The organism is Cupriavidus malaysiensis (assembly GCF_001854325.1).
In the GTDB taxonomy this organism is placed as follows: Bacteria; Pseudomonadota; Gammaproteobacteria; order Burkholderiales; family Burkholderiaceae; genus Cupriavidus; species Cupriavidus malaysiensis.
Map to the genome: position 1 here is coordinate 139015 of NZ_CP017755.1, position 23883 is coordinate 162897.

27 protein-coding genes are annotated in these 23883 nt (G+C 70.9%); 19 read left to right on the forward strand and 8 right to left on the reverse strand.

The genetic code is table 11. The annotated features are described in order from the left end of the window. Positions 1 to 16 precede the first annotated feature (16 nt). The 7 genes from gabT (at position 17) to BKK80_RS20535 (ending at position 7998) form a co-directional block, all read left to right on the forward strand. A complete protein-coding gene (gabT, locus tag BKK80_RS20505) occupies positions 17 to 1279 on the forward strand; it encodes a 4-aminobutyrate--2-oxoglutarate transaminase (RefSeq protein ID WP_071017520.1) in 1263 nt (420 codons plus the stop codon). A gap of 24 nt (positions 1280 to 1303) precedes the next feature. Beyond that, positions 1304 to 1615 (forward strand): cupin domain-containing protein, encoded by a 312-nt coding sequence (locus BKK80_RS20510; protein WP_071017518.1) that lies wholly within the window; start codon positions 1304 to 1306, stop codon positions 1613 to 1615. Further along, positions 1612 to 3369, forward strand: coding sequence for a thiamine pyrophosphate-binding protein (locus BKK80_RS20515; RefSeq protein WP_071071011.1), 1758 nt, complete (start codon positions 1612 to 1614; stop codon positions 3367 to 3369). The genes BKK80_RS20510 and BKK80_RS20515 overlap by 4 nt, the downstream gene beginning before the upstream one ends. A 93-nt stretch (positions 3370 to 3462) precedes the next feature. Then, a complete protein-coding gene (locus tag BKK80_RS20520) occupies positions 3463 to 4536 on the forward strand; it encodes a histone deacetylase family protein (RefSeq protein ID WP_071071013.1) in 1074 nt (357 codons plus the stop codon). 87 nt (positions 4537 to 4623) lie between these two features. After that, positions 4624 to 5868 carry a Zn-dependent hydrolase gene (locus BKK80_RS20525; RefSeq protein ID WP_071017511.1) on the forward strand — a complete coding sequence of 415 codons (1245 nt, stop codon included), beginning with the start codon at positions 4624 to 4626 and terminating at the stop codon, positions 5866 to 5868. Next, on the forward strand, positions 5865 to 6773 hold the full coding sequence (locus BKK80_RS20530; protein WP_071017509.1) for a DMT family transporter: 909 nt from the start codon (positions 5865 to 5867) through the stop codon (positions 6771 to 6773). The genes BKK80_RS20525 and BKK80_RS20530 overlap by 4 nt, the downstream gene beginning before the upstream one ends. A 277-nt stretch (positions 6774 to 7050) precedes the next feature. Continuing rightward, a complete protein-coding gene (locus tag BKK80_RS20535; protein ID WP_071021959.1) occupies positions 7051 to 7998 on the forward strand; it encodes a Bug family tripartite tricarboxylate transporter substrate binding protein in 948 nt (315 codons plus the stop codon). 82 nt (positions 7999 to 8080) lie between these two features. Here BKK80_RS20535 and BKK80_RS20540 read toward each other — a convergent pair whose 3' ends face one another. Together BKK80_RS20540 and BKK80_RS20545 are read right to left on the reverse strand one after the other, a co-directional pair. Then, positions 8081 to 8554 carry an aminoacyl-tRNA deacylase gene (locus BKK80_RS20540; RefSeq protein ID WP_071017507.1) on the reverse strand — a complete coding sequence of 158 codons (474 nt, stop codon included), beginning with the start codon at positions 8552 to 8554 and terminating at the stop codon, positions 8081 to 8083. Positions 8555 to 8745: 191 nt separating this feature from the next. After that, the gene (locus BKK80_RS20545; RefSeq protein ID WP_071017505.1) at positions 8746 to 9684 is read right to left on the reverse strand and encodes a LysR family transcriptional regulator; all 939 of its coding nucleotides are present in this window, start codon (positions 9682 to 9684) and stop codon (positions 8746 to 8748) included. Positions 9685 to 9845: 161 nt separating this feature from the next. Here BKK80_RS20545 and BKK80_RS20550 point away from each other — a divergent pair, with 161 nt between their 5' ends. Both BKK80_RS20550 and BKK80_RS20555 read left to right on the forward strand, forming a co-directional pair. Next, on the forward strand, positions 9846 to 11003 hold the full coding sequence (locus tag BKK80_RS20550; RefSeq protein WP_071071015.1) for an acyl-CoA dehydrogenase family protein: 1158 nt from the start codon (positions 9846 to 9848) through the stop codon (positions 11001 to 11003). A 6-nt stretch (positions 11004 to 11009) separates the two neighbouring features. After that, positions 11010 to 11618, forward strand: coding sequence for a hypothetical protein (locus BKK80_RS20555; RefSeq protein ID WP_071017502.1), 609 nt, complete (start codon positions 11010 to 11012; stop codon positions 11616 to 11618). A 350-nt stretch (positions 11619 to 11968) separates the two neighbouring features. Here the strand turns inward: BKK80_RS20555 and BKK80_RS20560 are convergent, their stop codons facing one another. Next, entirely contained in the window at positions 11969 to 12343 is a 375-nt protein-coding gene (locus BKK80_RS20560; protein ID WP_071017500.1) for a PHA-granule associated protein 4, read from the reverse strand. Between the two features lie 284 nt (positions 12344 to 12627). On the opposite strand from BKK80_RS20560, the gene BKK80_RS20565 reads away from it, so the two are divergent. From BKK80_RS20565 to thpR, 3 genes are read left to right on the forward strand one after another with little or no spacing between them, the layout of a single operon-like run. Next, a complete protein-coding gene (locus BKK80_RS20565; protein ID WP_071071017.1) occupies positions 12628 to 14070 on the forward strand; it encodes a DNA-3-methyladenine glycosylase 2 family protein in 1443 nt (480 codons plus the stop codon). Next, positions 14067 to 14603: a methylated-DNA--[protein]-cysteine S-methyltransferase gene (locus BKK80_RS20570; RefSeq protein ID WP_071017497.1), complete on the forward strand. Its 537-nt coding sequence runs from the start codon at positions 14067 to 14069 to the stop codon at positions 14601 to 14603. The genes BKK80_RS20565 and BKK80_RS20570 overlap by 4 nt, the downstream gene beginning before the upstream one ends. Before the next feature lie 11 nt (positions 14604 to 14614). Further along, a complete protein-coding gene (thpR, locus tag BKK80_RS20575; protein ID WP_084545669.1) occupies positions 14615 to 15280 on the forward strand; it encodes an RNA 2',3'-cyclic phosphodiesterase in 666 nt (221 codons plus the stop codon). Here thpR and BKK80_RS20580 read toward each other — a convergent pair. Next, positions 15230 to 15853 (reverse strand): LysE family translocator, encoded by a 624-nt coding sequence (locus BKK80_RS20580; protein WP_071017495.1) that lies wholly within the window; start codon positions 15851 to 15853, stop codon positions 15230 to 15232. The genes thpR and BKK80_RS20580 overlap by 51 nt on opposite strands. 131 nt (positions 15854 to 15984) lie before the next feature. Here BKK80_RS20580 and BKK80_RS20585 point away from each other — a divergent pair, with 131 nt between their 5' ends. After that, positions 15985 to 16890, forward strand: coding sequence for a LysR family transcriptional regulator (locus BKK80_RS20585; protein ID WP_157903289.1), 906 nt, complete (start codon positions 15985 to 15987; stop codon positions 16888 to 16890). A gap of 200 nt (positions 16891 to 17090) precedes the next feature. Then, positions 17091 to 17861, forward strand: a complete 771-nt coding sequence (locus tag BKK80_RS20590; RefSeq protein WP_071039206.1) for a flagellar brake protein — start codon at positions 17091 to 17093, stop codon at positions 17859 to 17861. A 52-nt stretch (positions 17862 to 17913) separates the two neighbouring features. On the opposite strand, the gene BKK80_RS20595 is transcribed toward BKK80_RS20590, so the two are convergent. Next, positions 17914 to 18762: an IclR family transcriptional regulator domain-containing protein gene (locus BKK80_RS20595; RefSeq protein ID WP_071017490.1), complete on the reverse strand. Its 849-nt coding sequence runs from the start codon at positions 18760 to 18762 to the stop codon at positions 17914 to 17916. Between the two features lie 474 nt (positions 18763 to 19236). Here BKK80_RS20595 and BKK80_RS20600 point away from each other — a divergent pair, with 474 nt between their 5' ends. The 4 genes from BKK80_RS20600 (at position 19237) to BKK80_RS20615 (ending at position 21157) form a co-directional block, all read left to right on the forward strand. Beyond that, on the forward strand, positions 19237 to 19473 hold the full coding sequence (locus tag BKK80_RS20600; protein ID WP_071017488.1) for a hypothetical protein: 237 nt from the start codon (positions 19237 to 19239) through the stop codon (positions 19471 to 19473). 161 nt (positions 19474 to 19634) lie between these two features. Next, complete coding sequence (locus tag BKK80_RS20605) at positions 19635 to 19961, forward strand: hypothetical protein (protein WP_071017487.1); 327 nt, start codon at positions 19635 to 19637, stop codon at positions 19959 to 19961. Between the two features lie 160 nt (positions 19962 to 20121). After that, positions 20122 to 20313: an oxidoreductase-like domain-containing protein gene (locus BKK80_RS37510; RefSeq protein ID WP_232346447.1), complete on the forward strand. Its 192-nt coding sequence runs from the start codon at positions 20122 to 20124 to the stop codon at positions 20311 to 20313. 22 nt (positions 20314 to 20335) lie between these two features. Beyond that, positions 20336 to 21157 carry an NAD-dependent protein deacetylase gene (locus BKK80_RS20615; RefSeq protein WP_071071019.1) on the forward strand — a complete coding sequence of 274 codons (822 nt, stop codon included), beginning with the start codon at positions 20336 to 20338 and terminating at the stop codon, positions 21155 to 21157. A 43-nt stretch (positions 21158 to 21200) separates the two neighbouring features. Here BKK80_RS20615 and BKK80_RS20620 read toward each other — a convergent pair whose 3' ends face one another. The 3 genes from BKK80_RS20620 to BKK80_RS20630 form a co-directional block, all read right to left on the reverse strand. After that, positions 21201 to 21770 carry a DUF1439 domain-containing protein gene (locus tag BKK80_RS20620; RefSeq protein WP_071017482.1) on the reverse strand — a complete coding sequence of 190 codons (570 nt, stop codon included), beginning with the start codon at positions 21768 to 21770 and terminating at the stop codon, positions 21201 to 21203. A gap of 163 nt (positions 21771 to 21933) precedes the next feature. Further along, a complete protein-coding gene (locus BKK80_RS20625) occupies positions 21934 to 22134 on the reverse strand; it encodes a SlyX family protein (protein WP_071017480.1) in 201 nt (66 codons plus the stop codon). Positions 22135 to 22248: 114 nt separating this feature from the next. Beyond that, positions 22249 to 22677 carry a VOC family protein gene (locus BKK80_RS20630; protein WP_071017478.1) on the reverse strand — a complete coding sequence of 143 codons (429 nt, stop codon included), beginning with the start codon at positions 22675 to 22677 and terminating at the stop codon, positions 22249 to 22251. Between the two features lie 223 nt (positions 22678 to 22900). On the opposite strand from BKK80_RS20630, the gene BKK80_RS20635 reads away from it, so the two are divergent. Beyond that, complete coding sequence (locus tag BKK80_RS20635) at positions 22901 to 23845, forward strand: LysR family transcriptional regulator (RefSeq protein ID WP_071071021.1); 945 nt, start codon at positions 22901 to 22903, stop codon at positions 23843 to 23845. The last annotated feature ends 38 nt before the right edge of the window (positions 23846 to 23883 follow it).

Consider the following 23883-nt stretch of genomic DNA (forward strand, 5'->3'; position numbering starts at 1 on the left):
CTTTGGAGCCTCACAGATGAAGAATGCCGAACTGGTCCGCCGCAAGGACGCCGCCACCCCGCGCGGCGTCGGCGTGATGTGCAATTTCTACGCCGAACGGGCCGACAATGCCGAGATCTGGGACGTCGAAGGCAAGCGCTACATCGACTTCGCCGCCGGTATCGCCGTGCTGAACACGGGCCACCGCCACCCGCGCCTGGTGCAGGCCATCGAGCGCCAGCTCGCGCGCTTCACCCATACCGCCTACCAGATCGTGCCCTACGCCAGCTACGTGGAGCTGGCCGAGAAGATCAATGCGCGTGCGCCCGGCCGCTTCGCCAAGAAGACGGCCTTCTTCACCACTGGCGCGGAGGCCGTGGAGAACGCCATCAAGATCGCCCGCGCGGCCACCGGCCGGCCCGGCGTGATCGCCTTTTCGGGCGGCTTCCACGGCCGCACCATGATGGGCATGGCGCTGACCGGCAAGGTGGTGCCCTACAAGGTGGGCTTCGGCCCCTTCCCGGGCGAGGTCTATCACGCGCCCTATCCCTGCGAACTGCATGGCGTCACGGTGGAGGACTCGCTCAAGAGCCTGCAGCACCTGTTCAAGGCCGACGTCGATCCGCGCCGCGTGGCGGCCATCATCTTCGAGCCGGTGCAGGGCGAGGGCGGCTTCAACGTGGCCCCGCCCGCCTTCGTCGAAGCGCTGCGCGCCCTCTGCGACGAGCACGGCATCCTGCTGGTCGCCGACGAGGTGCAGACCGGTTTCGGCCGCACCGGCAAGCTGTTCGCCATGGAGCACTACGGCGTGGTGCCGGACCTCACCACCATGGCCAAGAGCCTGGCCGGCGGCATGCCGCTGTCGGCCGTGTGCGGCCGCGCCGAGGTGATGGACGCGCCGGCGCCCGGCGGCCTGGGCGGCACTTATGCGGGCAACCCGCTGGCGGTGGCCTCGGCGCTGGCCGTGCTGGACGTGCTGGAAGCCGAACAGCTGCCGGCACGCGGCGCGCTGCTGGGCGAGCGGCTGGTGGCGCGGCTGCAGGCCCTGCAGCCGCGCGTGCCGCAGATCGCCGAAGTGCGCGGCCTCGGCGCCATGGTGGCGGTCGAGTTCCGCCAGGCCGACGGCAGCCCGGACGCGGCCTTCACGCGCGAGGTGCAGAACCGCGCGCTGGAGCGCGGCCTGCTGCTGCTGTCGTGCGGCGTGTACGGCAATGTGATCCGCTTCCTGTTCCCGCTCACCATTCCCGACGGAGTGATGGAGGAAGGACTGGATATCCTGGCCGACGTGCTGACGCGCTGACGCCAACCGCACCGGAGCAAGCAGATGACGAGAGCCCAGGCAGTGCCGACCGTGCAGGTCGACAACGAACGCGTGACGGTGACCGAATGGCGCTTTGCGCCGGGGGCCGAGACCGGCCATCACCGCCACGGCTACGACTATGTGGTGGTGCCGATGACGAGCGGCCCGCTGCGCCTGCAGACACCGGCCGGCGAAGTCACCAGCCAGCTGGTGGCGGGGCAGGCCTATTACCGTCCGGCAGGGGTCGAGCACAACGTGATCAATGCGCACGAGGGCGAGTGCGTCTTCGTCGAGATCGAGATCAAGCGCCCGCCCGCCGATGGGGCGGCATCATGAGCGAGGGCGCAGCGACCGCAGCGACCGTGGCGACCGCAGCGGGCACGGCGCCGCTGCGCGAGCGCAATGGCGGGCAGATCCTGGTCGAGCAGTTGCGCATCCAGGGCGTCAAGCGCGTGTTCCTGGTGCCGGGGGAGAGCTACCTGCCCTGCATCGATGCGCTGCACGACCACCAGGATGCGATCCAGCCCATCGTCTGCCGCCAGGAGAGCGGCGCCGGCTACATGGCGGAGGCCCACGGCAAGCTGACCGGCGAGCCCGGCATCTGCTTCGTCACGCGCGGGCCCGGCGCCACCAATGCCAGCATCGCCGTGCATACGGCCTACCAGGACTCGACGCCGATGATCCTGTTCGTCGGCCAGGTGGGCAACGACTTTGCCGAGCGCGAGGCCTTCCAGGAGATCGACTACCGCCGCATGTTCGGCCAGATGGCCAAGTGGGTGGCGCAGATCGACCGTACCGAGCGCATCCCCGAGTTCATCGCGCGCGCCTTCGCGGTGGCCACCAGCGGGCGTCCCGGCCCGGTGGTGCTGGCGTTGCCGGAGGACACGCTGTGGGGCAAGGCCAGCGTGCCCGACATGCCGCGCTACCAGCGCGCGCGCAGCGCGCCGGCACCGGCTGCGCTCGATGCGCTGCAGACCCTGCTGGCCGGCGCGCGCCGGCCCTTCCTGCTGGTCGGCGGCTCGGGCTGGACGGCAGCGGCGCTGCGCGACCTGGAGACCTTCGCCGAGCGCTTCGACCTGCCGGTGGGCGTGGCCTGGCGCCGGCTGGAGTGCTTCGACAATCACCATGCCAACTATGCCGGCCATGTCGGCTGGGGCATGGACGATGCGCTGCGCGCGCGCATCCGCGACGCCGACCTGCTGATCGCGGTCGGCACACGCATGGGCGAGGCGACCACCGAGGGCTACACGCTGGTGCAGAGTCCGCTGCCGCGGCAGACCCTGGTCCACGTCTATCCGGATGCCGGCGAGCTGGGGCGCGTCTTCCGCGCCGAGCTGCCGATCGCCGCCGACGTGGTGTCCTTCGCCGCCGCGGCGGCGGCCCTGCGCCCGGCCGCCGAACCCGCCTGGCGCGGCCTGGCGCGCGCCGCCCATGCCGGATTCCTGGCCCACCAGCAGGCCCGGCCGGCGCCGGGGCCGCTCAACCTCGACCGGGCGGCCTGCGTGGTGCGCGAGCGCCTGCCGCGCGATGCCTGCCTCACGGTTGGCGCCGGCAACTATGCGCTGTTCCCGCACACCTACTACCGCTTCCAGGGGCCCGGCACCAGCCTGGCGCCGACGGTGGGCTCGATGGGCTACGGGCTGCCGGCCGCGATCTCGGCCAAGCTGGAATACCCGCAGCGCACCGTGGTGTGCTACGCCGGCGATGGCTGCTTCCAGATGAACCTGCAGGAGCTGGGCGTGGCGATGCAGTACCGGCTCGGCATCGTGCTGCTGGTCTTCAACAACGGCATGTGGGGCACCATCCGCGCCCACCAGGAACGCGAGTTCCCGGGCCGCACCATCGCGCTGGAGTTCGACAACCCCGATTTCGCCGCGCTGGTGCGCGCCTACCGGGGCCACGGCGAGGTGGTGCAGAGCGACGCCGAGTTCGGCCCGGCGCTGGAGCGCGCGCTTGCCTTCGCGCAGGAGCACAGCCTGCCGGCGCTGATCGAGATGCGCTACGAAGCGGATGGCATCGCTCCCGGACAGACCTTGTCCGGCATCCGTGCGGCGGCGCTGGCGCAACGGGCGCCGGCCGCCGTGCCCTGAGGCGCACCGCCCGGCACCGTGCGGTGCCGGGCGGGCACCTGCCATGGCGCGGGCCGCCGCCGGCCCGCGCGCTTACCAAGAGAACACCACAAGATGCGCGCTTTCTTCTCGGATGACCAGTTGTTGCACCAGCCGCGCCAGTTCATGCGCGCGGGACGGCTCTGCGAGCCGACCGACGTGCCCGCGCGCGCCGCCGCGCTGCAAGGCGCGCTGGCCGGCCGCGGCATCGCGCTGGCGGCGCCGCCGGACTACGGTCGCGCGCCGCTGGAAGCCGTGCACAGCCCGGCCTACCTCGACTTCCTGGAGCAGGCCTATGCCGATTGGCAGGGCCTGGCCAAGCCCGGCTTCACTCCGGGCATCGAAGTGCTGCCCAACCTTTCGCCCTACCACAACGGCCGCATCGAGCAGGGACGCCGCCCGCCATGCCCGGCGGATTCGGTGATCGCGCGCGCCGGCTACTATCTCGGCGACCTGAGCTGCCCGCTCGGCCCGGACAGCTGGCGCGCCATCCTGCGCTCGGCGCATAGCGCGGTGGCGGCGGCGCAGCATGTGTGCGAGCCGCAGCACCGCTGCGGCCTGGCCTACGCGCTGTGCCGCCCGTCGGGCCACCACGCCCACAGCGACCGCGCCGCCGGCTTCTGCTACGTCAACAACTCCGCCATCGCCGCCGAGACGCTGCTCAAGCGCTTCGGCAAGGTGGCGGTGCTGGACGTGGACGCCCACCACGGCGACGGCACCCAGCAGATCTTCTACCAGCGCGCCGATGTGATGACGATCTCGCTGCATGCCGACCCGTCCGGCTACTACCCGTTCTACAGCGGTTACGCCCACGAGCGCGGCTACGGCGCCGGCTACGGCTACAACCTCAATTTCCCGCTGGCCCACGGCACCGAGGACGCCGGCTTCCTGGCCGCGCTGGACAGCGCGCTCGACGCCCTGCGCGACTACCGCCCGCAGGCCCTGGTGCTGGCGCTGGGCTTCGACACCTATATGCACGACCCGATCAGCGTGCTGCGCCTCGGCATGGACGCCTACCGCGGCATCGGTGCGCGCATCAATGCGCTCGGCGTGCCCGCCGTGGTGGTGCAGGAGGGCGGCTACGAGGTCGACGCCATCGGCCTGGCGCTCGATGCCTTCCTGTCCGGCTTCATGCCGGTGGCGGCCTGAAGCAGCGGGCCGGGGGCGCGGAGCGCTCCGGCCCGGCACAGAACCACAGCAGGGGCGCCGGCCCGGCGCCCGATTTGGAGCCCCTTCATGACGAATCTGCAGATCAACGGACAGCGGCTGTGGCAGTCGCTGATGGACCTGGCAAGGATCGGCGCCACGCCCAAGGGCGGCAATGCGCGCCTGGCGCTGACCGCGCTCGACGGGCAGGGGCGCGACCTCGTGTGCGGCTGGATGCGCGAGGCGGGCCTGACGGTCACGGTCGACCAGGTGGGCAATATCTTCGGCCGCCGCGCCGGGCGCAATGCCGCGCTGGCACCGGTGATGACCGGCAGCCATATCGACACCCAGCCGACCGGCGGCAAGTTCGACGGCTGCTTCGGCGTGCTGGCGGGCCTGGAGGTGATGCGTACACTCAACGACCACGGCATCGAGACCGAGGCCCCGCTCGAGCTGGCGATCTGGACCAATGAAGAGGGCACGCGCTTCGTGCCGGTGATGATGGGCTCGGGCGTGTTCGCCGGCGTCTTCCCGCTGCAGACCGCGCTGGAAGCCACCGACGCCGAAGGCAAGCGCGTCGGCGACGAGCTGCGCGCGATCGGCTACGCCGGCGCGGCCGAAGTGGGCGGCCGGGCGCTCGGCGCCTATTTCGAAGCGCATATCGAGCAGGGGCCCATCCTGGAGGAGCAAGGCAACGTGATCGGCGTGGTGACCGGCTCGCTGGGCCTGCGCTGGTACGACGTGACGGTCACGGGCATGGAGGCGCACGCCGGCCCGACGCCGATGCCGATGCGGCGCGATGCGCTGTTCGGCGCCACCTTCCTGATGCAGGAAGTGGTGCGCATCGGGCGCGACTTCGCCCCGCACGGGCGCGGCACGGTCGGCGTGGTCAACGTGCATCCGGCTTCGCGCAACGTCATTCCCGGGCAGGTCCGCTTCACCGTGGACCTGCGCCATGAGGATGCCGCGCAGCTCGCGCAGATGGACGCGCGTTTCCGTGCCGCCTGCGAGGCGCTCGCCGCCGGCGACACCACCGGCACCGCGCTCGACGTGACGGTGCAGGACGTGCAGTATTTCGCGCCCACGCCGTTCGCGCCGGAACTGGTGGCGCAGGTGCGCGCGCAGGCCGCCGCGCGCGGCTACGCGCACCAGGACATCGTCACCGGCGCGGGCCACGACGCCGTCTACATCGCCGGCGTGGCGCCGACGGCCATGATCTTCGTGCCGTGCAAGGACGGTATCAGCCACAACGAAGTGGAAGATGCCCGGCCCGAGCACCTGGCGGCCGGCGCCGACGTGCTGCTGGGCGCGATGCTGGCGCAGGCCGGGTCATGAGCGGCGCGGCGCGCGGTGCGCCGGCCGAATGGCGCACCGGCGCCTGGATCTTCCTGTGCGTGGTCGCATTGTTCGCCACCGTCGATGCCACCGCCAAGCACCTGGTCGGACGTTATCCCGCGCCCTTCCTCAATGCGGTGCGCTATGCGGCCACCTTCGCCGTGGCGCTCGGCATGCTGGCGGTGCGCGGCCGCGCGCGCTGGTGGGACACGCCGCACCGCGCGCTGCTGGTGGTGCGCGGCCTGATGCTGGCAGTGGTGGGCACCTGCTTCATGACCGCGTTGCTGTGGATGCCGCTGGCCGAGGCCACGGCCATCTACTTCATGGCGCCGCTGCTGGTGGTGGCGCTGTCGCCCTGGGTGCTGGGCGAGCGCGTCGGCGCGCGCCAGTGGCTGGCGGTGGTGGCGGGCTTCGCCGGCATGCTGCTGATCGTGCGCCCGGGTGGCCGGCTGCCGGCGCTCGGTACCGCGCTGATGCTGGCCGCGGCGCTGGCCTATGCGCTGCTGCAACTGCTGACGCGGCGCATGGCGGGCCGCGTCGACGCCGGTGTGCAGTACGGCTTTGCCGCGGTGATCTGCCTGCTCGCCACCGGCGTGCCGGCACCCTTCTTTCCGCCGGCGGCCTGGCCGGGCCTGGCCGACTGGTGCGCGATGCTGGCCATGGGCCTGATGAGCGCCGCCGCGCAGGTGCTGCTGATCTTCGCGCTGCAACGTGCGCCGGCTTCGACGCTGGCGCCGCTGAACTATTTCCATCTGCTGCTGGCGCTGCTCTACAGCGCACTGTGGTTCGGTCGCTGGCCCGACGGCGTGGCCCTGGCGGGCATCGGCCTGATCATGGCCGCGGGCTTGAGCCTGACGCTGCCGCGGCGTACTTCCCCGTCACTGCCAGAGATGGCGCGTCGATGACACCCCGCGGGCCCGGCCCCGGGTCCGTGGACCGCCGGAACGGCGCGTGCGGACGGCGTCGCCGCGTGGCGGGGATGGCACGTTGCTTGCGGCGCATGCCGCAGCGCCGCCGCGGCGCACCGTCCGGGCGCAGCGCCCGGCGTGCCGCGGCGGGCGACCCCATCCGCGGGCGGGCATGGTGCCGGCCCCACGCCAGAGGGAGGTTTCCATGTTTGCATGTCTCGCATCCGCCCGTGCCCTGCCGCGCGGCCTGTGCCGCGCCGGCGTTGCCGCGCTGATGATCGCCGCGTCCGGCGCGGTGCCGCCCGCGTCCGCGCAGGTGGCCAAGGAATGGCCGAGCCAGCCGGTGCGCATCATCGTGCCGTTCCAGGCAGGAGGTGCCACCGACCTGATCAGCCGCTATCTCGGCACCGGTCTCGGCCAGATCTTCCAGCAGCCCTTCGTGGTGGAGAACCGGCCGGGTGCCGCCGCCATGATCGGCAGCGACCTGGCGGCGCGCGCGCCATCCGACGGTTACACGCTGCTGATGTCGGGACCGGCCTCGATGGTGACGAACCGCTTCCTCTACAAGAAGCTGAGCTACGACCCGGACGCCTTCGAGAAGGTCGCGGTGGTGGCCGACACGCCCAATATCCTGCTGGCCAGCCCCGCGCTGCCCTTCCGCACCTTGCCGGAAATGATCGCCTACGCGAAGGCCAATCCCGGCAAGCTGACCTATGCATCCTTCGGCACCGGCACGACCTCGCATATCGCCGGCGAGATGCTCAAGGCCGAGGCCGGCATCGACATCGTGCACGTGCCCTACAAGGGCGCCGCCGAGGCCTTGCCCGCACTGCTGTCAGGCCAGGTGTCGCTGTACTTCGACACCATCATGACCGGGTTGCCTTACGTGAAGGCCGGCAAGCTGCGTGCGCTCGGTGTGACGCGGCGCGAGCGCTCGCCGATGGCGCCGGACGTGCCGACCATTGCCGAGCAGGGCTATCCCGGCTTCGATATCGCGCCGTGGTACGGCATCGTCGCGCCCAAGGGCACGCCGGCGGCGGTGGTCGGCAAGCTCAATGCGGCCGTCAACCGCCTGCTCAAGGAGCCGGGTTTCCGCGACAAGCTGGCCTCGACCGGTGCCGAGCCGCGCGGTGGCAGCGTGGCGGACTTCCGCGCCATGATCGACGCGGAGGTGCCGCGCACGGAGAAGCTGGTCAAGCAGTCAGGCGTCAGCCTGCAGTAGAGGCGGCGGCGCGCGCCGGCCCATCGGCCGCCATGGCGGTTCGTGGCGGCCCGGTGTGGCTGGCGCAGGGGCGTGGTGGCGCCTACATCATGCGGCGCGCGAAATGCCCGATCTCGGCCTCGCCCATCAGGTCGAGGAAGGCATCCATGCTCATGTGCACCAGGTCCTGGTGGTTGCCCGACTCGAAGTACACGTCGGGATGCTTGAGCAGCGTGTCGTCCATATAGGTGCGCATGCCATAGGCCATCGCCACCGGCGGGATCGCGCCGAGTTCGCAGTCCTTGAACACCTCGCGGATCTCGTCTTCGTGCGCCAGGACCAGGTCGCGGCCGGTCTGCTCGCACAGGGCGGCGATCTGCAGGTGGTGGCTGGCGGGTATCACCGCGGCCACATAGCCCTGGCTGTCTTCCAGCAGCAGGGTCTTGGCCAGGCGGTCTCCGGGAACGTGCGCCGCTTCGGCAGTGGCCATGCTGCTGAGCGTGTAGGGATGGTGGAGCAGGTCGTAGGGGCTGTGCCTGTCGGTCAGGCAGTGCGCCAGGGTGCCAGCCAGTGCCATGATGTGTCTCCTGGCGGCCGTCGCGCGCCGGCGGCGGCCGCATGGCGCAGGGCGAGGGATCGTCCTTGTGCTTCCCTACTATAGTGCCTGCGAGCATGCCCGCGAGGCGCCCGCGGGACGGGGACGGGATGGGGGCGGGATGGGGACGGGACCGGGCGCGCGGCATCGGCGCCCCCCCCCCGCGGGCTTGCTCAGCCGGCGGAGGACGTGGCGGTGCCCGGGTGCGGCCAGACGGCCTGCAGCTCGCTCTTCAGGAAGTTCATCAGGTAGCGCGTGGCCAGCGTCTGGTAGCGGTTGGGCATGGTCAGCATGTACAGCCGGCTGCCGAACACGCTGACGCGGTAGCCCGGCAGCAGCGGGCGCAGCGCGCCGTCGGCCAGTTCCGCGCCGATCGCGTAGAGGGGGAAGATGCCGATGCCCAGGCCCGCCACCACCGCCTCCTTGAGGAAGGCGAAGTTCTCCGAGCTGAGGGTGGGCTCCAGCGCCACCTGCTCGCGCGCCGCGGCGCCGCCGTCGCCGCGCACGCCGAATGCCTTGAGCTTCTGCCCGACCGGCGAGGCGCACACGATGGCATGGGCCTGCAGGTCTGCCAGCACGTGCGGGGCCGGATGGGCGTCGGCATAGCCGGGCGAAGCGCACACCACCCAGTCGACCGCGCCGATCTCGGTGGCCACCACCGAATCCGGTGGGGTCGAGATGATGCGCAAGGCCACTTCCACGTCCTCCGACACGAGGTTGTGGATGCGGTTGTCGAACACCACGTCGAGCACGATGTCGGGGTAGCGCTGCTTGAAGCGGACCAGCAGCGGCGACAGCAGCGAGTGTCCCAGGCCGGTCGGCACCGAGAGCCGTACATGGCCCTGCAGGCTCTTGCCCAGGTTGCTGATCAGCGCGGTGGCGGCAGCGACTTCGCCGAGGATGTTGCGGCCGTGCTCGTACAGCCCGGCGCCCACCGGCGTCGGCTCGACGTGGCGCGTGGTCCGCCGCAGCAGCTGCACGCCCAGTTCTTCCTCCAGGGCGCGCAGGTGGTAGCTGACGTTGGCGCGCGTCATCTTGAGCTTGCGCGCGGCCGCGCTGAGATTGCCGGCGTCGACGATGTCGACGAACAGGCGCAGGGCGTTGAGGTCCATCGGAGGTAAGGAGGGGGAGGGAGCAGCGGCGGCGGCGAGGACGCCGCCGCTTTGTCAAATAATATTATCCATTCTGTCCAATCGATGGTGGATTGTCAAAGCGCGTGGTCGGCGTACCATGATGGGCTACTTTGTCGTAATGGATTGACCGGAGAATCGCCATGGCCCTGGATGCCGAATCCTTCTCGCTGCTGCGCGCCTCGGTGCAGCGTTTCATCGACGAGCGCCTGAAGCCGGCCGAGGACATCCTCGAAGAAACGGACGAGGTGCCGGCCGAGATCGTGGCCGACATGAAGGAGATGGGCCTGTTCGGCATCTCCATTCCCGAGAATTACGGTGGCATCGGCCTGTCGATGTCGCAGGAGTGCGATGTGGTCTACGACCTGGGCCACACCGCCTTCGCCTTCCGCTCGGTGTTCGGCACCAACGTCGGCATCGGTTCGCAGGGCATCCTGATGGATGGCACCGAAGCGCAGAAGGAGGACTACCTGCCGCGCATCGCCAGCGGCGAGCTGATCATCTCGTTTGCGCTGACCGAGCCGAACGCGGGCTCCGACGCCGCTTCGCTGCAGACCAAGGCCGAGCTGGATGGCGACCACTATGTCATCAACGGCACCAAGCGCTTCATCACCAACGCGCCGCGCGCCGGCGCCTTCACGCTGATGGCGCGTACCGGCGGCAGCGGTGCCTCGGGCATCTCGGCCTTCATCGTGCCGGCCGACACCCCGGGTATCTCGCTCGGCAAGCCTGACAAGAAGATGGGCCAGCGCGGCACCAAGACCTGCGACGTGGTGCTGGACAACGTGCGCGTGCCCGCCGCCAACATCATCGGCGGCGTGCCGGGCGTGGGGTTCAAGACCGCGATGAAGGTGCTCGACCGCGGCCGCCTGCACATCTCGGCGCTGGCCTGCGGCATGGCGCACCGGCTCATCACCGATGCCGTGGCCTATGCCAAGGACCGCAAGCAGTTCGGCCAGCCGATCGCCGACTTCCAGCTGATCCAGGCCATGCTCGCCGACAGCCAGGCCGAGCTCTACGCCGGCCTGTCGATGGTGCGCGACTGCGCCCAGCGCTACGACGCCAAGACGCCCGGCAAGAGCGATCCCGAAGTCAGCATGCTGGCCTCCTGCACCAAGATGTTCTGTACCGAGATGGTGGGCCGCGTGGCCGATCGCGTGGTGCAGATCCATGGCGGCGCCGGTTATATTGCCGAGTACAAGGCCGAACGCTTCTACCGCGACGTGCGCCTGCTGCGCCTCTACGAGGGCACCACGCAGATCCAGCAGTTGATCATCGCCAAGCAGCTGTTGCGCGACTGAGGCGCCGTGGGCACCGTCAAACCCGCCGGTGCGGCGCAGCGCACCACCTTGCGCGCGGTCGTCGCCACCTATCGCGGCGCGGTGCCGGCGTATACGCTGATCGCCACGCCGGCCATGCTGCAGGCCCTGTGCGAGCCGCACCTGCCGGCCCGCGCGGTCGTCGACCCGAGGGCCCGTGCCCACCGCGAGATGCTGCGCGGCTACGTGCGCGACAGCCGTATCGCCTTGCCCGGCGCGGTGGTGGTGGCAGTGGCCGGCGGTCGTATGCGCTGCGAAGCCGACCACCTCTATGTGCTGGAACTGGAGCCGGAGGCCGGCGACCGGCTGATCGTGCTGGACGGTGCCGAGCGCCTGGCGGAACTGGCGCGCAGCCCTTGGGGCGCATGCCAGACCTATGTCTCGGCGGTGCCTTGGCAGGGAGGTGTCGCCCGCGAGGCGGCTGCGGCCGTGGCCGTGGCGTGCGACGGGGGGATGGCCGCGATGCTGGCACAGATGCGCGCGGCCGGAACCACGCCGGCGGTGGCCGCGCCACCGCCCGGCGACGATGCAGGCATGGCCGCGGCGGTCCGCTCGGCCGCGGCACGCTGGGCCAACGCCGCGCGCGTCTGGCACTGATTTCGCGCAGGACCCGGCGCGTCGGCCGGAGACGGCCTGCCGCGCCTGCCATGCCTGTCACGCGCATGCCTGTGGGCGGCGGCGTGGGTGCCGCTGCCTGGCCGCATTGATCCGCTGCGGGCCGCAGCCGGGGTTTGCCGGCAGGCCGGCCGCCATGTGGAAAGAATGGAATCGCGGGATGCGGTGGCTGCGCGCCGGACCGCCTGAGCACCGGCGGTGCCGGCCGTCTCGCCAGCGCAGCCGCATGTCGCGGCGCTGTCAGATCTTCAGAACCTTCCCTTGGATCACCGCATTGGGTCACCGGCCTCAGCCGGGGCCGAAGCTATGGCGGCATCGCGGCGCCCGCCGCATCACTCCGGCCAGACGGCGTCCACGTCGCGCAGCAGGTGGCCGGCCAGGATGTAGTCGCCGAGGCGGCTCGCCTTGGCTTCGAGCTCGAGCAGCTCGCGGTCGGCCAGCGTGCCCAGGTCGAACTGGCAATAGAGATTGCGCTGCCGGAAGGTCGACTTGGGCCGCGCCAGCCCTTCGACCAGGGCTTCACGGGAACGAACGGCGATGCTCTCCTGCCCGCGGTACTGCACCTTGATGCCGCGCTTGTCCCCGAGCCTGCCGAGTTCGACGGCATCCTGCCATCCGGTTTCATAGTCCAGCTCAAGCGCCAGCACGCCTTCGGTGGCGAGAAGCCGGAGCGCTTCCGCCTTGCTGCCAGCTCGCACGATCGACATCCACACCTCTTGTATCGACTTATACTGTACGAATATACAGGCAATGCCGGGGTGCCGGCAAGGACTGCAGCCTGCCGGCCGCCGCACGGCGCCCGCCGTGCCGGAGACCGGCCGTGTTCCATCCTCCTCGGAGTCGTGTGAAGAACGGCGCCGGGGCGCCATCCGCCGCCCCATTCTAGCGGTGGCGGGTGCAGTCGATGTGACACCTCCCCCATTGGTCGGGAATGCAAGGCGCAGGTCCGAATCCAGCCAGTTTCCGCCGCGCGGGAGGGTAGGATGAGGCCATGGAACTCGATCCCGACACCTGCTACAAGGCCATTGCCTCGCGCGACCGCCGCTTCGACGGGCGCTTCTTCGTCGGCGTCTCGTCGACCGGGGTGTATTGCCGGCCCATCTGCGCGGTGCGCACGCCCAAGCCGCAGAACTGCAGCTTCTATGAAAGCGCCGCGGCCGCCGAGAAGCATGGCTTCCGCCCCTGCCTGCGCTGCCGGCCCGAGCTGGCGCCGGGGCACGGCCTGGCCGATATCTCGGGGCGCCTGGCACAGGCTGCGGCCACCCTGATCGAAGAGGGCCAGATGGCCGAGAGCGGGGTGGCCGGGCTGGCGCAGCGTGTCGGTGTCAGCGAGCGCCACCTGCGCCGCCTGTTCGAGGCCCAGTTCGGCGTCTCGGTACTGGAATACGCGCAGACTCAGCGCCTGCTGCTGGCCAAGCGATTGCTGACCGACACCGTGATGCCGGTGACCGAGGTGGCGCTGGCCGCCGGCTTCGGCAGCGTGCGCCGTTTCAACGATGTGCTGAAGGCCCGCTATGGCCTGACGCCCCTGGCCATGCGCAAGCGCGCCGCCGACGCGCCGGCGGACCAGTTCGTGTTCGATCTCGGCTACCGGCCGCCGCTGGCCTGGGAGGCCCTGCTCGGGTTTCTCGCCGCGCGCGTGGTGGAGGGTGTCGAGGCCGTCGACGGCGGCGCCTACGCGCGTACCCTGGCGGTGTCGAGCGGCCGCCGCACCCACCTCGGCTGGTTGCGTGTCGAGCACGTGCCGGCGCGCTCGGTCCTGCGCGTGACGCTGTCCGGTTCGCTGGCGCATGCGATCCCGCAGGCGCTGGGCAAGGTCCGCCGGCTGTGCGACCTGGGCTGCCGGCCGGACGTGGTCGACCGCCACCTGGGCGTGCTGGCCGACGACCTGCCCGGCATGCGCCTGCCCGGCGCGGTCGACGGCTTCGAGATCGCGGTGCGGGCGGTGGCCGGGCAGGTGGTCTCGGTCAAGCAGGCCCGCGTCATGCTGGCGCGCCTGGCGGCGGCACACGGCCCGCTGCTACCCCAAACCCATGGGCCGCTGCAGCGCTGCTTCCCGGATGCCGCCACCCTGGCCGCGCTGCCGGCGGGGGCGCTGGCCGCCTGCGGCGTGCCGCCGGCCAAGGCGCGCGCCATCCAGGCCATCGCCGCCGAGGTGGCGCAGGGCCGGCTGCTGCTGGAGCCGCCGGCCGAGCCGGAGCAGACCGTGGCCCGCTTGTGCGCGCTGCCGGGCGTCGGTGACTGGACCGCGCAGTATGTCGCCATGCGCGCGCTCGGCTGGCCCGATGCCTTTCCCGCCACCGACTACGCGCTGCGCAAGGTGCTGGAGGCCGATGGCGTGCGCGCCGTCCAGGCGCACGCCGCCCAGTGGGCGCCCTGGCGCGCCTATGCCGCCGTCCACCTGTGGCGCCGCTATGAGGAGAGCAAGCCATGATCAGCCATCGTCTCATCGCCAGCCCGCTGGGCGACATCCTGCTGCGCGCCGACGGCGCACGGCTGACCGGCGCCTACTTCTCCGGCCAGAAGTACCACCCGGCCGGCGTGGTGCCGACGGCCGCGCCGCCGGCCGCATCGGCCCGCCTGTTCGAGCAGGCGGCGGACGAGCTGGCCGACTATTTCCGCGCCGGCGCGCCGCGCTTCACCGTGCCGCTGGGGCTGGTCGGGAGCCCGTTCCAGCGCCGCGTGTGGCAGGCCCTGCTGGCGATCGCGCCGGGCAGCACGCGCACCTATGGCGAGATCGCGCGGGAGCTGGGGCTGGCCGCGGGGCATGCGCGCGCGGTCGGGGGCGCGGTCGGGCGCAATCCGCTCTCGGTGCTGGTGCCCTGCCATCGCGTGCTTGGCGCCGACGGCAGCCTGACCGGCTATGCGGGCGGCGTGGAGCGCAAGCGCTTCCTGCTGCGGCTGGAAGCCGATGCCGCGGCGGCGCGGTCGCCGTTGCTGCATGCGGCCGCGCTGGCCGCCGCCTGAGGTGGCCTGAGATGGTGCGGGCGGGGCAGCCTGCGCCGGCAGGGGCGACGGCCCCGGACGCGGCCGGCCGCGGCGAGCCGGGCGCCGCCACGGTGCGCCTGTTCGTCGCCGTCGACGTGCCGCCGGCACTGGCGGCAGCGCTGCTGGCGACGCTGCCGCGCGACGCCGCCGTCCGCCCGGCGCCGGTGGCGCAGGTCCATCTGACCTTGTGCTTTCTCGGTGCTTGTGCGGCGCCGGCGGTCGCGCAGGTGGAGCACGCGCTGGCCGGTGTGACGTCGCCCGCCTTCACGCTGGTGCCGCGCGATGGCGGCCGCTTCCGCGGCCGCCAGGGCAGTGTGCTCTGGATCGGTGTGGCGGATCCGGCGCCGCTGCGGGCGCTGCACGAGGCGGTGCGCTCCGCGCTGCGCGAGGCGGGGCTGTCCTTGCCGCGCGAGCGCTTCCTGCCGCACCTGACCGTCGCCCGCTGCCGGCCTGGCGCGCCGGAACCGCTGCTGCAGGCGTGGCTGGCCGCGCGGCGCGGGGCTGCCTGGCCGGCCGTCGAGGTCGGCCGCTTCCTGCTCTATGCGAGCGAACTGTCTCCGGGCGGCGCGCGCCACCATGTCTTGCGGGCCTTCCCGCTGGCGCCTTCAGGCCAGCTTGCTGAACCCGAGCGCCAGCCCCAGGCTGACCAGGGCTGAGCCGATGCAGCGGTCGAGCAGGCGGGCATGGCGGAGCAAGGCCACGCGCAGTGCCGGCGCGGCGAAGCAGCAGGCCACCAGGCTGAACCACGCCAGGTGGGCGGCCGACATGAACAAGCCATAGCCGAACTGCGCCGGCAAGGGGGTCTGCGCGTCCACCACCTGGGTGTAGGTGCTGACCACGAACAGCGTGGTCTTGGGATTGAGCGCATTGGTCAGGAACCCCATGCGCAGTGCCGCGCGCGCGGGCAGGGCTTCCGGCTCCTGCCGTACCGGCCCGGCGGGCGGCGGCCGGCGCCAGGTCTGGATGCCGATCCACACCAGGTAGGCCGCGCCGAGCAGCTTCACCACGTACAGCAGGCCGTGCGCGTGCTGCATCAGCAGGGTCACGCCGAACATGGTGTAGAAGACGTGGACCTGCACCCCGAGCGCGATGCCCAGCGCACCCAGCAGGCCCGCGCGGCGGCCGTGCCGGTAACTGTTGCGGACCACCATGGCGAAGTCCGGCCCTGGGCTGACGACAGCCAGCACGGTGATGGCGGCGACGGCGAGTACCTCGGTCGTTGAGCTCATTCTGCTAGTTTTCCTATCCTGTTTCGTTGCCGGCCGGACACCCGATGTCTAGCCATCTGTCGATATTCTGTTGACAATCCGGCCGAAGAAAAAGCGAGTTATCCTGCGCCTGATACGTGAGGAAAACTGACATGAAAGAGGGCAGGTCGGTGCACTGGCTGGGAGCCATCCGCTTCTTCGAGGCGGCGGCGCGGCATGGAAGTTTCGTGCGCGCCGCCGAGGAACTGCACCTGACCCACGGGGCGGTCAGCCGGCAGATCCGCCAGCTCGAGGAAGTGCTGGGCACGCCCTTGTTCGAGCGCCGCAACCGGGCTGTGCACCTGACCGACGCCGGACGCACGCTCCAGGCCGCGGCCAGCCAGTCGCTCGAACTGCTGGCGGCGGCGGCCGAACGCATCCGCGCCGGCAGCCGTGCGCGTGCCCTGGTGTTGTCCTGCGAGCCGACCATCGCCATGCGCTGGCTGATCCCGCGTCTGCCGCTGCTGGCGGCCAGCCACCCGGACATCGAGGTGCATCTGCTGGCTGCCGGCGGGCCGATCGATTTCTCCCGCAGCGGCGCCGACCTGGCGTTGCGGCGCAATGATTTCCCCTTCGACGCCCGCCTGCACGTGGCGGAGGTGGTGCCCGAGTGGGTGGGGCCCGTTTGCCGGCCGGACCTGGCCGCCGGCTTGGCGGGCGAGGGGGCGCCGCCGCCGCGCCTGCACACGCGCACGCGGCCGGATGCGTGGGCGGCCTGGCAGCGGGCCTCGGGGGCAACGCTGCGCCCGGGTGCAGAGGCCTGGTACGAACACTTCTACCTGAGCCTGCAGGCCGCCGCCGCGGGTCTGGGCTGCGCGCTGGCCTCGCGCCTGATGGCGGCCGACGAGCTGGCCGACCGCCGCCTGGCGGCCCCCTTCGGCTTCGTTCGCGACGGCTCGGCCTACTGCCTGCTGTCGCCGCGCCCGATCGACGGGGATCCCCGCCGTGCTGCCGTGCTCGACTGGCTGCGGGCGCAGGCCCATGCCTGCCAGCCGGCCGCGGCGGGGCTGGCCGAATAGCCGATGCCGGTCGCGGCGTGATTCCGGCACCTCTTTGCTCAAGTTTTGCTCCGGGCGGCCGAAGGCCTAGTGAGGCCTTGCGCGGGGACGGGAAGCACGCTTAACATGCGGGCGCCCATCTCCTTCGCCCGGCTGCGACCCCTCCGGCGCCGCGTCCCCAGGTCCGTGCGCCGTCGAATTCCTAGTGTTTGCGTGAAGTCATGAACTTTGAAGATTCCTCCGAGCCGTCCCAGGCCGAACTCGAACAGGCCTCGGATGAATCGAGCCCGATGTCTGACGAGCGCTACCGGCTCACGCATCCCTCCCAGATCGGCACCGTGCTGCGGGATCTCGCCTGGCAGAAGTGCATCGTCAATGTGCACGCACGCAGCGGCCATGACCTGGTGACGACGGTGTTGCACGTCGATCCCGCCGCGCGCAGCTTCGTCTTCGACTGGTCCCGCTCGGAGACCGAGTGCGAGGCCCTGCTGGAGTCGAGCGAGAATGCGTTTTCCGCCTCGCTGCGCGGCGTGCCGGTGAACTTCGTGATCGGCAAGCCGGCGGCCACCGATTTCCAGGGCGGGCCGGCCTTCGTCGCCAGCTTTCCCGAGAAGCTCTACCACTTCCAGCGCCGCCGCCATTTCCGCGCGCGCACGCTGGTCACCAAGGGCTATAGCTGCGAATTGCGGACACCGAAGGGCCAGGTGATGAAGCTGGACATCGCCGACCTGTCGCTGTCCGGCGTCGGCCTGCGTTCCAAGGCACTGGGCGTGGAGCAACTGCCATCGGGCGCGGTGCTGGAGAAGTGCGTGCTCGATTTCCGCGAACTCGGCAAGCTGACCGTCAACCTGCAGGTCGTCGGCCATTGGGCCGTATCCAGCCAGAACGGCGGCATCTATCACTTCGGCTGCGCTTTCTCCTCGCTCGACGGCCGTCTCGAGAACTTCCTGCAGCGTCTCGTGTTCCAGCTCGAACTGGCGCACCGCGGCTGAGCCCGCCCAGGCTCGCGCCGCTCTCCTTCGGGGAGCGGCGACCTTGCGCCGTTCAGGCGGCGATCAGCTTGCCGATCGCCGCGGCCGCCTCGCGCATCGGCGGCAGCAGGCGTCCCACCATCTCTGCTTCCGTCACCTGCTCGGCGCGCACGCTGACGCTGATGCCCGCCAGCACGGTGCCCGAGACCGAGCGCACCGGCACCGCGATGGCGCGCAGGCCGGGTTCCAGCTCCTCGTCGATCAGCACGAAGTCCTGCTCGCGCGCGTGGACGAAGCTCGCCTCCAGGTCGGCCCGCGCCACCTTGGTCTGCATGGTGCGGGGACGCAGTTCGGCCCGGGCGAAGAAGGCCTCGAGCGCCGCCGGGGGCTGGTGCGCCAGCAGCAGCCGGCCGATCGAGGTGCAGTAGGCCGGCAGGCGGCTGCCCATGCCGAGCGAGAAAGTGAGCACGCGCTGTACTTCGGAGCGCACCAGGTAAAGGATGTCCGTGTCGTCGAGGATGGCCAGCGCGCAGGTTTCACGGATGGCTGTGCTGAGTCCGTCCAGGATCGGCTGTGCCAGCGAGACCAGCGAGGTGGACGAAAAATAGGCGTGGCCCAGGTGCAGCACGCGCGGGCGCAGCGCGAACTGGCCATCCTGCTGGCTGACATAGCCAAGCTGCTCCAGGGTATAGAGGCAGCGCCGCACCGAGGCGCGCGACAGCTGGGTGCGCTGGGCCACCTGCGAGATGGTCAGTGGGCGCTTGCGCTCGGAGAAGGCCTCCAGCACGGTCAGGCCGCGGGCAAGCGAGAGCATGAAGTTGGGGTCGCCGGCAAAGCCCGCGAGCTGGTCGCTCGCGGGTTTGGCGGCGCGGACGGTGTCGGCCAAGGCTTGGCCGATGCCCAGGCGGCGGGAAGATTCCATGTCCTGTCATGCGCTGTTCGATAATCGCGCAATGGTAAACCGGCTGGTCCGGCTCGGCCAGCCTTTCGCCGTCCCGGAATGACCTGGCGCACGAGGATTGGCCGCTGTCGGGCGGCCAGCACGTCCGCGGCCCCCCAAAAAAAACCGCCGTCAGCGAGGACGGCGAGTGTAAGGGGGGCCGCCGGGATGGGGAGCCCGACGGCTTTTGCAGCATAGATGTCGCATACAAGACATTAAATACAACTTTGGGAGGGACTGAATGTGATGCCGGCTGGGATCGGGGCGCTCGCGCCGTCCAGCCGCCCGGCGCACCGCCGACTAGAATGCAAGCAGTGCTCAATCCCGGTTGGATGAGGGCCGCTGCATACTGGCTGCATTGTGGAGATGACGGCCGCCAATCGCGGCCGGAGCGGTTGGCGCGGGCGGTCTGCCCGGTCCTCGTGCCGGCCCGGGTGCTGCGAGCCCGGAGTTCTCGTGTACGGTTATTTTTTCTGCCAGACGGCCGCGGGGCAGTTCTCGCTGATTCCGCGCGAGCGCGACTGGATGTTGATGCTGGGAAACGGTGTGATGGGGCGTTACCCGGACGCGCAGGCGGCCGTGGATGCTCTGTGGGGCGGGTGCCTGTCCAGCGACGGTGAGGTGCTGGATGCCGGTGCGCTCGGCGTACCGCCCCGCGCGCAGGAGTGGCTGTTCCACATCCTCAGCCGCTGAGTCCGAGCCACCCGGGCCGCGGCTTTCCGGTGGCGCCAGGCGATGCCCGGCCGCGCTGCGGCGCCGGCCGCGGCGCAGTCGAATACCGATCGGTGCGGGCGGCAGCGATGCCGCCTGCGGCTTTGACCTGCCGAATCCGGCATGACGAGGGGAGGCGCGCCATGGGTAGACTAGTCGATTGGACGCGGACGCACACCAGCCGCTTTTTCCCGATCTCGGCCCAGTACACGGGGGAGGGCGGCAGCCAGGTGCGCGTGAGTTGGCTGGCCCTCTCGTCCGCGCGCGACGGCCAGCGCACCTGCGCGGCGGCGCTGCAGTTCGACCAGGATGTCATCGATGCGCTCTATCTCGCTACGCCCGGCGAGCTGGAGCGCATCGGCTGCCGCCTGGCGGACCTGGTGCAGCGCTGGCTGAGTATGGAGGACGTGGCGCGCATGGGCGGCGAGCCGGTCGTCATCCCGGTCGGTGAGCGCCTGTTGGAGCACTGATGGAGCACTGATGGAGCACTGACCGGCGGCGCGGGCGCCCAAGCCGCCGGTCGCCGCCTGCCATTGCCTGCCGCCGCAGGCGCAGGGCGGTATACTGGTCCGGTCTCCATTGTCCCCAGCGCCGCTGGCCGGCCGAATCGCCGCGCGGCGAGTCCCTACCGTGCCAGACCATCCTGCCGATCGCGATCCCCGTCCCGTGCCGCCCGAGCGCCCGGGCGACAACGAATGCTGCCAGAGCGGCTGCGATCCCTGCGTGTTCGATTTCTACGCCGACGAAATGGAGCGCTACCGCGCCGAACTTCGCGCCTGGGAAGCACGCCATCCCGAGCACGCCGCGCACCCGGCCGCCTGACCCATCCCAGAGGCCTGCGCCGATGACCGCGCTGCGCGATTTCCTGCTGCGCCACCCCCGGCTGTTCGTGCTGACGGGGGCCGGTATCAGCACCGATTCCGGCATTCCCGGCTACCGCGACGAGCAGGGCGCCTGGCAGCGCACGCCGCCGGTGCTGCTGCAGGATTTCCTCGGCTCGCATGCGGCGCGCCAGCGCTATTGGGCGCGCAGCATGGTCGGCTGGCCGATCGCCGCCGGCGCGCAGCCCAATGCGGCGCATCACGCGCTCGCCACGCTGCAGGCGCAGGGCAGGGTGGCCGGGCTTGTCACGCAGAATGTCGACGGGCTGCACCAGCGCGCGGGCAGTGCCGGCGTGATCGAACTGCACGGCACCATTGCCAGCGCCTCCTGCCTGGCCTGCGGCGAGCGGCACGAGCGCGCGGGCATCCAGCGGGAGCTGGAGACGCACAATCCGGACTGGCTCGGCCTGCAGGCCGAGGCCGCGGCCGACGGCGACGCCCATCTCGAGTCCGAGCATTTCGGACGGTTCCGCGTGCCGGCCTGCCGCCGCTGTGCCGGCGTGCTCAAGCCCGACGTGGTCTTCTTCGGCGATTCGGTGCCGCGCGAGCGCGTCCAGGCCGCCACGCAGGCGCTGGAGGCGGCCGACGCGGTGCTGGTGGTCGGCTCTTCGCTGATGGTCTATTCGGGCTATCGCTTCTGTGTCTGGGCCGAGCGCATGGGCAAGCCCGTGGCGGCGTTGAACCTGGGCAGGACGCGCGCCGACGCCATGCTTTCGCTCAAGGTGGCCGAGCCCTGCGGCCCGGCACTGACCGCGCTGGTGGCAGCGCTCGCCGCCACGGCCTGAGCGGGCCCTGTGCCCGCTGTGTCGTTGCGCGGGTTGCAATCGCTCAGCGCGGCTTGATCTGCACGCGGATGCCGTCGTCGGAGACCGTGATCGCGCCCGGTTCGACCTCCTGCCCGCCGACGTGGAGCTGCTCCGGCGTGAAGGTGTAGAGCGGATAGTCCTGCAGCAGCTGGCTGGCCGCGGCCGCGCCGATGGCGTTCAGCGGTTCGCGATACTGCGGCGGCAGCCCGGCGACCTGTACCTGCTGCAGCGTCGGCTGGTCGAGCAGCACCGCCCGCCGCGCGGGATCGTAGCGGATGCCGCTGGTGAGCGCGAGCGAGCCGTCCACCGGTGGCCCCCCCAGCACGGTGTTGGTGAGCCGCGCGTCCACCAGCGTGGTGACACGGTTGGCGCCGGCGTCCAGTGTCAGGCGCGGATGGCTGAGCTGCACGCTGAGCAGTTCGCCATAGCGCAGCGTGGCGGGGAAGCGCTGTGCCAGCGCCCGCTGCAGTTCCTCGCGCGTGAAGGTGTACTCGCCGGTCCAGATGTTGTAGCCGGCCAGGGCCGCCGGCGCCGTGGCGCAGGCGGCAGCGGCCGTGGCGGCGGCGAGGGCGCGCAGGGCGAGGCGGCGCATGGGCCGCTGCGGCGTTTCCAAGGGGGTGGACATCACGGGCGGTGGCGGGGCGGCAAAGGGTTTCGCCAAAGGGTTTCGCGATACCCCGTCTGACCGCGGCGCGGCGCGCGCGTTCCGTGCCGCGCGGCCCGTCGTCCCGGCCGCCGGCGCGGCGGGCCTCGGTTCAGTAGTGCGGCGGGATCTCGTGCTGCGGGCCGGCATGGTCGGCGCCGCCGCCTTGGCGCACCTGCTGGTAAAGGGCGCGGAACTGCTCCTGCAGCGATGCGATCTCCTGCTGCTGCCGCGCCACGGTCGCGTTCAGCGCTTCCAGCAGGTCCTCCTGGAAGGCCAGCTTGATCTCCAGTTCGGTAAGGCGGGATTCCATCACGCGTTCTCCGTTCTCCAACTCACGTCGCCGTGCGGGCGGGCATTGTAGAACAACGGACGCGTGCGCGCTCCGCGTCACCCGGCGGAGCAGGTGCGCGGGCGCCGGCCACGCTCAGGGCGTGTCCGGCGCGACCAGCACCATCCACGATACGCCGAAGCGGTCCGCCACCATGCCGAAGGCCGGCGAGAAGAAGGTACGCCCCAGTGGCATCAGCACCTGGCCGCCGTCGCCGAGCGCATCGAACAGCTTGCGCGCGGCGGCTTCGTCCGGCGTATTGAGCGACAGTGCGAAGCCCTGGAACGCGGGCTTGCCCTCGCAGCGGCCATCCGAGCCCATCACCGTGGTGGCGCCGATACGCATGGCCATATGCATCACCTTGTCGCCTGCGGGGGGCGCCTGCATGCAGCCGTTGCCGGCCTGCGGCTCAGGATTGTCCTGGTAGCGCATCATGGTGATCAGTTCGGCGCCGATGGCGCGCTGGTAGAACGCGACCGCCTCTTCGCAGCGGCCCTCGAAGAACAGGTAAGGCTGGACTTGCATGGGGATCTCCTGGAGCGCACCGTTACCGGTGATGGCCATCGGTGCGGTTTTGTGTACGGCGTACACAAAGATAGGCGTTGATGTGGCGATTGTCCACATTGGCGCGCATGCGGTTACAACTTGCGCAGCTGGGCAGGCCGGGGCGCTTCCACTAGACTGGCGTGCCGCGCTGGCGCTGCCATCACATCGCCGAGGCACCGGCCTGCAGCAGGAAGGAGACAATGTGCGCTACGAACTGACGGACCTGCGCCTGTTCCAGGCGATCGCGCAGGCACAGAGCCTGTCGAACGGCGCCGCGGCCGTGCATATCACGGCATCGGCCGCGAGCTATCGCTTGAAGAACCTGGAGCACGCGCTGGGCACGCCGCTGTTCGTGCGCAGCGCGCGCGGCATGGAGCTGACGCCTGCCGGCGAAACGCTGCTGGTGCACGTGCGCGAGCTGCTGCTCGGCGTCGAGCGCATGCATGGCGAAGTGGGCCGCTTCTCGTCCGGCCTGCGCGGGCATATCAAGCTGCTGGCCAACAGCAGCTCGCTCAACGGTTTCATCATCCCCAGCGTGAGCCGCTTCCTGAGCGCGCATCCCGAGGTCAACATCGACCTGGAAGAGCGGGCCAGCGAGGCGATCCTGGCTGCTGTCGCAGCGCAGGAAGCCGACATCGGCATCCTTGCCGCCGCCGTCGACACGCCGGGGGTGCGCGCGTCGCGCTATGCGGTGGACGAACTGATCCTGGCGGTGCCGCCGGGCCATCCGCTGCTGCGCCTGCCGGGGCTGGCCGCCGGCATCCGCTTCGGCGCGGCGCTCGGGTTCGATTTCGTCTGCATGAGCCGCGCCAGCAGCAACTACCTGTTCTTGCGCGAGATGGCCCAGCGCGAAGGGCGCAGTCCCAACGTGCGGCTGCACGCGCATGGTTTCGAGGCGGTGCTGGCGCTGGTGGAAGCCGGCGTCGGCCTGGCCCTGGTGCCGCGCAGCGTCGCCGCCGAGGCGCTGGCGCAGGTGCGCGTGGGCGCCGTGCCGCTGGCCGAGCCATGGGCCCGGCGCGAACTGAGCCTGATGGTGCGGGCCGACGGCAGGCTGCCGGCTTTCACCGCGGCCTTTGCGCAGTTCCTGCTGGACGATCCGCGCGTGGCGGCTACGCGCGACGCGCCGGCTGCGTCCACGCCCGCCTGAGGCCGGCAGCGGCCAAGCGGGCGTCATGCCGCCGGTGC